This is a genomic window from Streptomyces sparsus, from assembly GCF_054776295.1.
In genome coordinates, this window is the sequence record NZ_BAAHCA010000118.1 from 1 (window position 1) to 8,973 (window position 8,973).

5 protein-coding genes and 2 pseudogenes are annotated in these 8,973 nt (G+C 72.6%); 2 read left to right on the plus strand and 5 right to left on the minus strand.

Annotated elements, in window-relative coordinates:
• The 5 genes and pseudogenes from ACYVE9_RS09090 to ACYVE9_RS09110 form a co-directional block, all read right to left on the minus strand.
• Positions 1 to 500: pseudogene (locus ACYVE9_RS09090) on the minus strand (condensation protein); the annotation flags it as partial.
• Positions 497 to 4,741: an alpha-(1->3)-arabinofuranosyltransferase domain-containing protein gene (locus ACYVE9_RS09095; RefSeq protein ID WP_461027238.1), complete on the minus strand. Its 4,245-nt coding sequence runs from the start codon at positions 4,739 to 4,741 to the stop codon at positions 497 to 499. The pseudogene ACYVE9_RS09090 and the gene ACYVE9_RS09095, both read right to left, overlap by 4 nt.
• Positions 4,728 to 5,465 carry a class I SAM-dependent methyltransferase gene (locus ACYVE9_RS09100; RefSeq protein WP_461027239.1) on the minus strand — a complete coding sequence of 246 codons (738 nt, stop codon included), beginning with the start codon at positions 5,463 to 5,465 and terminating at the stop codon, positions 4,728 to 4,730. The genes ACYVE9_RS09095 and ACYVE9_RS09100 overlap by 14 nt, the downstream gene beginning before the upstream one ends.
• A gap of 10 nt (positions 5,466 to 5,475) precedes the next feature.
• Positions 5,476 to 6,657, minus strand: a complete 1,182-nt coding sequence (locus tag ACYVE9_RS09105; protein WP_461027240.1) for a glycosyltransferase family 4 protein — start codon at positions 6,655 to 6,657, stop codon at positions 5,476 to 5,478.
• 140 nt (positions 6,658 to 6,797) lie between these two features.
• Positions 6,798 to 7,775, minus strand: coding sequence for a PorA family protein (locus tag ACYVE9_RS09110; protein ID WP_461027241.1), 978 nt, complete (start codon positions 7,773 to 7,775; stop codon positions 6,798 to 6,800).
• Between the two features lie 189 nt (positions 7,776 to 7,964).
• Here ACYVE9_RS09110 and ACYVE9_RS09115 point away from each other — a divergent pair, with 189 nt between their 5' ends.
• Both ACYVE9_RS09115 and ACYVE9_RS09120 read left to right on the plus strand, forming a co-directional pair.
• Positions 7,965 to 8,219 (plus strand): hypothetical protein, encoded by a 255-nt coding sequence (locus ACYVE9_RS09115; protein WP_461027242.1) that lies wholly within the window; start codon positions 7,965 to 7,967, stop codon positions 8,217 to 8,219.
• 2 nt (positions 8,220 to 8,221) lie between these two features.
• A pseudogene (locus ACYVE9_RS09120) lies at positions 8,222 to 8,973 on the plus strand (PucR family transcriptional regulator); the annotation flags it as partial.

The following is an 8,973-nucleotide window of genomic DNA, read 5'->3' on the forward strand; positions in this document are numbered from 1 at the left end:
GGGGCCCGCACCGGGGCGGGGGCCGGCGCGTTGTCCGCGCCCCCGTACAGCTCGGCGGCGGTGGCCAGCACCCGCAGGCAGGCGGGGCCGTCCAGCGCGATGTGGTTGACGGTGACAAGCAGCACCGACCCCTCGGCGCCGTCGTCCGGGTCCAGCACCTCGATCCGGAGCGGCGGCGAACCCGTCAGCGACGGGATGTCGGTCATGGCCCGCTGCCGCGCCTGGGCGAGGGTGCCGCCGGGGCGCACGACCGGTTCGCGGTCGGGCCCGGCGGTCACCTCCCAGGCGTAGCCCCGGTCCCACCAGCGGCCCGGGGCCTGCCGGACAAGCACCCGCGGGTGCTTGCCCAGCGCGCCCCGGACGGCTTCGCGCAGCCGCTCGACCTCGACGCGGCCGGGCAGGTGGACCTCGATGTGCACGGTGTCCGGTTCGTCCTCCACATGGCAGTGTCGGGAGATCTCGTCCACGGTGGGGAACGGGATCCGCTGCGCTGTGGTCATCGGTTGGCTTCCTCACCAGGCGGTCGGGACGTCTCCGGCTGACGGTACTGCCCGGGGGCGGGCGCCGGAGCCGGATCGGCGATCGGAGGCTGCCGCACCGGGCGGCCCGCGCCGCGGTGGGCGTGCTGCGGTGCCGCGGACTCCTCCCGCACCGGCACCGTGACCAGGGACGCGGCCAGCGCGATCAGGGCCAGCGCCTGGGCCAGCGGCCCGAAGGCGCCCACGCCGTCGGCGAAGGCGGACGTCGCGCCGAGCGCGGCGACCACACCGGCTCCGAGCATGCCCGCCAGCGCGATCGGCGGCAGCAGCGTCGGCCGCCACCAGGCCACGAGGGCCAGTACCGGCACGACCAGGGCGAACGGCCCGGAGACCACGACCATGACCGCGGTCAGCGCCACCCCGCCCAGCAGCCAGCCCGGGGCCGGCGGCTGCTGCTCACCGAGCGGCGTACCGGAGCGGCGGCCGAGCAGGGCGAGCACCACCAGCGCCACGACGCCCAGCAGTCCCGCGACCATGCCGCCCTTGTACCAGGTGGCCGGCGTGTACTCCAGGGCGACGGTGCCGCCGGAGCCCTCGGGGATCAGGAAGGCCTGCTGCCAGCCGTCCAGCCGCAGCGATTCCAGTTCCTCGCCGTCCAGCGTCGCCTTCCACCCGCGGTTGGCGTTCATGTGCGTCCGCAGGTAGGAGGCCTGGCCCTCGCCGACCTCCACCGTGCGGGCGTCGCCCGCCCAGTCGGAGGCGTCGACGGTCCGCTCGGGGCCGGTGGCCTGCGGTGAGGTGTCACCGCGGGTGAGCGTGATGTCGGTGATCGCGAGCGGACCGGCGCCGCCGGCCTCCACGATCTGGTCACCGGCTTCCAGCTCGACGGTGCCCTCGGCCTCGTCGGCTGCGCACAGCTCGACGTCCACCGGACGGCGCTCGGTCAGGTCGCGGACCGAGCCCGAGACCTTGGTGGCGTGCATCGTGCCGTTGACCGCGATCGGCGGGCCCTCACCGCAGGCCAGCTCGAAGGTGCGGTCCGCGGACGGGGCGGCGACCCGGAACTCGTCCAGCGCCGGCAGGTAGATCTCGTTGAGGCCGACCGGCAGTTGCAGGTCCTCGCCCGCCAGCGGGTTGTGGAGCTTGCGGGGCGCCGTCTCGGTGAGGGTCAGAGTGAGCTCGTCGGTCTCCATGGTCTCGAAGCGGGCCCAGCCGTTGTCGTCGACCGAGGTGGTCACCGCGCCGTCCGGGGAGGAGATCTGGACCTCCGACGGGCGGGCGGAGATACCGCCCGCGCCGGACAGCACCATCGAGGAGATCTCGCGCTTCTCGGGCCACTTGAGGTGGATGACGGGACGGTCCCCGGCGATCCACGCGGTGGTCAGGTCACCGTCGACGAGGTTCCGGGCGCTGAGTGAGGTCCCGGTCGGGCTGGTGGACTCCGCCGAGGCGGTGATCCGGTCCCGGGAACCGGGCGCGGCCTGGTCCAGCAGCTCGTCCAGGGCCCGACCGGGCACCGGCAGCGCGGTGGCGGTCAGGGTGTGCTCGCCGCCGGAGGAGGCGCGGAACTTGCGGTGCAGCCCGGTCTCCGCGCCGACCGGTGCCAGGCCGCCGGGGTCGGCGGTCCGGTGCAGCGAGTACACCTCGGCGTCGGTCTCGGTGTCCGGCGCGTCGTTCGGCAGCGTCAGCAGCCGGGTGACCTGCACGTCCGGGATCTCGATCTCGGAGAAACCGGCGCCGGTGAGCCCGGGCCGCCCTTCCTGCGAGCCGGTGATGGTGAGCTTCAGCCACTTCGCCTCGCCCTGCGGCGCCTTGACGCGCTGGGACGTGGCCTCGGCCTGGAGGGCGCTCTCCACGCGGCCCTTGTCGGTCTCGATCCGCACCGACGTGGGCGCCGGGCGCAGACCGTCACTGGCCAGCGGGGTGAGCTGGAGGGAGCCGGGGATGTCCGTCGGCTTCTCGAACTCGATGCGGATCCACTCACCGACGCTGTCACCCGAGCTGCCCTCGGCCCAGGCGGACCCGGCGTCGCCGTCGAAGGCGTTGACCGGGTCGAAGCCGGGCAGGTGGAACAGCCAGTTGCCGCTGCTGGACGCGGTCACCGACTTGGCGCCGCGCAGGGTGGCGACCGTCTGGTGGCGGGTGCCCTCGACGGGCAGGATCTGCTTCGGCTCCTCACCCGCGTTCTGGGCGCTGCCGGTGTGGTTCCGCTCCTTCGCCGTATAGGTGTACGAGGTGTTGTTGTTGACCAGCCCGAAGCGGGTGTCCGCGCGGCGCAGGCCGTCGGCGGTGGCCCGCAGCGGCGGGGTGTCCAGGCCGGGGTGCTCGTCGCCGGTCAGCACTGCCGGCCGGTCCCGGAAGTCCGCGTCGGCGGAGAGCTGGAGCAGCGCTTCCGGGCCACCGCTGACCTGCGCGGTGTTCGCGACGGGTTGCAGCGCGACGCGACCGGGCAGGGCGGAGTCGTCCGGCTCGTAGATCTCGACGGAACGCTGCCGCGGGTAGAAGCCCTGGATCTCGACGGGGGTGTTCGGCGGGATGCGCCCACCGGTCGTCAGCGGCCCGAAGGCCTCCACCCGCCGGTAGCCGGAGGCCTCCAGCGTGCGCTTGACGATCTGCGGCGGCACGTAGCCGAGCTGGTCCGGGTCGAGGTCGTTGCGGACGACGACGTGGTGGAGACCGGCCCGTCCCAGGTAGTCGGCGAGGCCGGGCACCTCTCCACCGGTCAGCAGGGCCTGCTCGACGGCGTCGAGCAGGCGTCGCTCACCGGGCGTGCCGAACGGCACGTAGTCGCGCTGCGCCCACGGCGAGTTTGCGAGCACGTGCAGCGGCTGGTCGATCGGTGAACCCCAGGTGTAGACGCCGTGCGCGGTGGCCGGGACCACCAGGGCGCGGCTCCGCGAGGAGTTGTCGGCCAGCCAGTCGGCCGTCTGCTGCCAGTGCTCGGGCAGTTCCCTGAACGCACCCGGCTGGAGCACCGCACCGGTGAGATAGGGCAGGGCCAGCGCGGGCAGCACCAGCACGGCGGCGAGCATCGGCACGAACCGCCGGCCTGGCAGCGGCCGGGTGCCGTGCGGGCTGCTGCCCCGGGCGAGCAGGTGGGCCAGGCCGAAGGCGAGCACCAGGGCCAGGCCGGGCTGGAACTTGTAGATGTTGCGGAACGGCTTCAGCCAGCCGTCGAGCCAGGCCTGGAAGCCCTCGGCGAACGGGGCGCCCAGCGCGCCGCCGTAACCGGCGAGCATGATCGCGCTGACCACCAGCACGGTGAGGACGAGCCAGCGCCGCTCGGGCATGTCCCGGCGGGCGAGCCCGGCGAGCCCGAGTGCGGCGGCCAGGGCGGAGCCGAGCACCGCGAGCACCGAGGTGGCCATCATCCAGCCGGCGGGCAGCCAGGCCTCGCCGAAGTTGAGGTAGGCCACCCAGTTGCCGGCGCCGCGCAGCATCTCCGTCGCCGACATGGTGCTGGTGGTGTTGAAGGCCTGCTCGACGTACGGCATGAAGTCCTCGCCGTACGAGCCGAGCAGCAGCAGCGGGACCACCCACCACAGGGTGGCCAGGATGACTCCCGGCACCCACCACGTCAGCAGCCCGGTGCGGCGGTGGCCGGTGCGGGTGAGGACGTAGAGGCCGACCGGCAGCAGCGCGGCCAGCGTGGAGGCCGCGTTGACGCCGCCCATGAACGGGATGGCGAGGGCGGAGCGCACCGCGGCGGACCGCGCGGAGAGCGTCACCGAGGCCAGCGGCAGCAGCACCCAGGGCAGCACGGCGCCGGGCAGTGCGCCGGCGGAGGTGGAGCCGACGATGATGGTGAAGGTGGGCCACAGCGCGTAGGCGGCGGCCCCCAGCAGGCGGGTGCCGGGCGAGCCGACGCGCAGCCGTTCCGCGAGGCGCAGCGCACCCCAGAAGGCGGCTGCCACGACCAGCGACACCCAGAGCCGTTCGGCCAGCCAGACGGGTATCTGGAGCAGGTCGGCCAGGGCGTAGAACGGCAGCATCGGGAAGACGTAGCCGACGTACTGGTCGGCGATACCGCCGAAGCCGGAACCGTCCGACCACAGTTGGCCGAGGTCGCCGAGGAACTTCCACGGGTCGGTGGCGACGCCGAGCTTCGTCTCGAAGGTCATGTTGCCGGGCGCGGCGATGACGAAGGCGAGGAACACGGCGGCGTAGAAACCGAACAGCCAGCGTCGGCTGCGGGGTCTCTCCTCCGATTCCGGCTCCGGCCCTGCGCCTCTGAGATGGAGCGTGGAATCAGTCGTCGACATGGGGACACCGCCGGAGAATGAGGAGGAGGTTCCAGGTGGCGATTTCGCGCAGCCCCGGGACACGGGTGATGGCACCGGTCAGGAACGGCCAGTAGCGGGAGCGGGCCGAGACGATCTCGACGTCGTCGCGTCCCCTGACGTGGCGCAGTGTGGGACCGATGTGGACGGCGAACAGGTTCTCGCCGAGGGTGTGCTTGGCCTCCCGGCCGTGGCGCCGCCGGTAGCGCGCCCGGGCCCGGTCGTGGCCGAGGTAGTGCCAGGGGGCGGTTTCGTGACCGCCCCAGGGGGAGTACCAGTTGGTGAAGGCGACGTAGATCAGCCCGCCGGGGCGGGTGACGCGCACCATCTCGCTGAGGAACGTCTGCGGGTCCGCGACGTGCTCCAGCACATTGGAGGAGAAACAGACGTCCGCGGCGCCGTCGGCGACGGGCAGCAGGTAGCCGGGGGCCAGCACGGCGCCGTCGGGGCGCAGCCCGCCGGCGTGCAGTTCGGCGGGGTCGGGTTCGAAGAGGTAGCTGTGCGCGCCGCGGCGGCGGAACTCCTCGGTGAAGTGTCCGCTGCCGCCGCCGACGTCGACCACGGTGGCTCCGCGCAGCGGCGTGTAGCGCTCGACCTGCGCGGCGGCGTCCCTGGCGAGCATGCCGTAGGCCAGCTCGGGATCGTTCTGCTCGTTGAGAAAGGCCCGGAACAACGAGACCGATCTACGGATGGACGGGTCCTTCACGTGCTCCCCGTCACCCCCTGCCAGCTGGACGGGACGCCTTGGCGAACGCCTCGGCGGCCACCGTTTCGAAGGCCTGGACCGTGTTCGACCAGCGGAAGCCGTCCGCGCGGGAACGGGCCGCACGGCCCATCGCGTGGCGGCGCTCCGACGACAGAGCGAGGGTGCACCAGGAGGCGGCGAAGGAACTCTCGCCGCGGGCCAGCAGCCCGGTCGAGCCGTGCTCGATCGAGTCGCGCAGCCCGGGTATGTCGAAGCCGACGGCCGGGGTGCCGCGGATCGCGGCCTCCATGACGACCAGGCCCCACCCCTCGACCATGGAGGGGTGCAGCAGCAGCCACGCCTCGCACAGCAGCCGGTGCTTCTCGGCCTCGGAGACGTGACCGGTGAAGGTGACGCCCGGCCCGGCCATGGCTTCCAGCCGGGCGCGCTCGGGGCCGTCACCGACGATGACCAGGCGCCCGCCGGTGACCGGGCGGACCCGCTCCCACAGGCGCAGCAGCAGGTCGATGCGCTTGTACTCGACCAGGCGTCCCATGGCGAGGAACACCGGCTCGGGTGAGGTGGGCTCCAGCGGGCCCGGGGCCTCCACGCCGTTGTGCACGATGCGGATCTTGTCGTCCGGCACGCCCAGGTTGCGCAGCGCGTCCGCGGTGGAGCCGGACACCGCGACCATCAGGTTGTCGCGGTGGGTGCCGGCCAGCGCCCAGTGCTCCAGGCGCCGGCCGAGCCGGGCGGCGGGAGCGGGGTAGCGCATCCCCCACAGATCGGTGTGCACGTGGTTGACCAGGCACAGGGTCGGCCCGCGGTGCCACAGCGGAGCCAGGTAGGGCATGCCGTTGCAGACCTCGACCAGCAGGTCGCAGTCGCCGACCTGCCGGGAGAGGGCGCGCCGGGCACGGAGGAAGTGTCCGGCGTCGCCGCCGGCCGAGACCACCCGGTAGTCCCGGTAGGCGGCCGGCCCGCCGCACAGCAGCGTCACCTGGTGGCCGTGGTCGGTGAGGCCGGCGGCGATCCTGTCGATCAGCAGCTCGGAGCCGCCGGCCGCCGGGTTGCCCAGGTCGCGCCGGGCGAGGAAGACGATCCTTCGGGGCGCGCCGGGGGAGACGGGTCCCGATCCGCCGGCCTCGGCGGTACGTCGCTGCGCCGGGGGAGCCGCTGCACGGGCGGCGACCGGTGGTACGTGCTGGGGCATCGGTGCTCCAACTCGTCTGAGGGTGAGCGGGGTGGGTGGTGGAGCTGAGCGGGAGCCGGGGGCGCGGCTGGTATGGAACGCTCAGTTTTCGCCGCTGCGTTCGATCGGGCTACTCACCGAGGTGACAATTTCGCCCTGACTTACTGGCGAGTCTCATCACGGTCGCGAGTCTCTCCGGTGCGGCTGCGTCCGCGGGCGACGAGCACGGCACCGACGGCGGCCAGTACCAGGCCGGTGACGCCGCCGGCGGCCGGAACGGTCTCACCGACCAGCTTGAGGCGCTTGCTGTCCGCCGAGGCCAGCTCGACCTGGTTGCGCTGGGTCTCGGCGGTGAACGCGATCTCCTTGCTCTCCAGCAGCACCACGGCGTCCTTGTCGCTGCCCGGGGCACGCAGCGTGAGGCGGGGGCCGATGGTCGCCTTGAGGATGCGGCCGGTGCGCTCGTCCACGATCAGCTCGATGCCGGAGTTGGTGTACCACTCCTCGGCGGAGACCTGCGGCCGTTCGGGCAGTCCGACCAGCCGGCCGGGGACCTGCCGCGAACCGGACCGGGTGGGCTCGACCTTGCCGGTGAAGCGCATTCCCTCGTAGCCCTGGACCTTCGCCCGGCCCTGGTAGCGGAGCGGGACGGTGTCCTTCAGCGTGCTGTCCCACCAGCGGTAGCCGTGCTCCTCGACGCCGAAGGGGAACTTCAGGTAGGCGTCGCCCTCGAAGCGCTGCGGGGCCTCGCCGCAGCAGTGCACCGGCTTGTTCGTCTCCCGGTCGGTGACCCAGCGCTCGGTGGTCCACTGGAACGACCGGCGGGGATCCTCGTGCGGCAGGGTCTCCGGGTTGTCGATGGTCGTCGACACGTCCCAGACGGCGACGTCGTTCTCCTCGCTGACCGGGACGTTGCCCAGCACCCGGCGGGTGATCGTCAGGCGCTGGTCGTCCTTCGTCTCCAGCGCGCCCTGGTCGAAGTACCGGCCCTGACCGGTGAACACGGTCGTCTGGTTGACGTCGATGGGTGTGCGTTTGGCTCTGGGCTCGACGTACCAGGCCAGCATCGGGGCCAGGACCAGCAGAAACACGCCGAATCCGAGGAGGATCAGCGACAGTGGAGAGGCGGAACGGCGCATGCGGGTGCTCCCGGGTGATGGTGGTGCGCGTTCATTCAAGAGGTGAAGACAGTCGGTAACACCTGTCTGGGCCGGTGACCGTAGGCGAACTCTTGACAGCGCGTCAATGCCCTTCCACACTCAGCAGACGAACTGGTGTCGGGGGCGACTGCTGGTGCCGTGCAACCGTGCAGAGAGGTCCGCAGCACCATGCCCAGACTCCTCGCAGCCGCCCTGACCTGTCTCGCCGCGGCGCTTCTCGCGGTGGGAACGGCGTTCGGGGCGGTCGCTCTCCTCAACGCCTCCCCGGAGCAGCCCAACGTGCCGCTGGTGCACTTCCCCCAGCGGGAGGCGGGCGAAAGCCCTCAGCAGGAATCGGGCGAAAGCCCCGAGCCGGGGTCGGACGACAGCGCCGACTCCCCGGACGAGGCGGCGGGAGGTTCCTCCGCACCCTCCGAGGAGTGATCATGACCGTGACGGTGGACTCCGCCTGGCGGGACGTCCCACCGGTGCGGGTGCGTACCTTCACCGAGCGGGCCCGCAACGAGATCCCGGTGCTCGCCGAGGACATCCTGCGGGAGATCCGCCGCGAGTACCCCACCCTGCCGGTGATCCTCGACGAGTCGGGCGAACCGATGTCGCTGGTCGGCATCCGGCGGGCGCTGGAGCACTTCGTCGAACACCTCGCCACCGGGCTCGGCAGCCCGCACGTCCACCCACCGGTCTTCCAGCAGTTCGGCCGTGGCGAACTGATCCAGGGCCGCAGCCTCGACTCGCTCCAGGCCATCTACCGGCTGGGGGTGCGCCTCGCCTGGCGGCGGCTCGCCGAGATCGGACAGCAGGCGCAGATCCCGGCCCCCGCCATGTACGAGCTGGCCGAGTCGGGCTTCCAGTACCTCGACGGGCTGGTCGCCGAGTCCGTCCGCGGCTACGCGGAGGCAGCCGCCCGCCAGGCGGGGGAGCGGCTGCGACTCCAGCGCCGGCTCCTCGACCTGCTGCTCACCGAACACGCCGACGAGAGCTCGATGCAGTCGATGCTCGCCGAACGGGCCGCCCGGATCGGCTGGCCGGTGCCCGAGACCATCGCGGTCGCGGTGCTGGTCCGCCCGGCCCGCGAATCGGTGCCGCCCGCCGTCGGCCCGGACGTGCTGCTCGACATGGAGCGGGAGCAGCCGCTCATGGTCGTCCCCGACCCGGACGCCGCCGGCCGCGCCGAGCT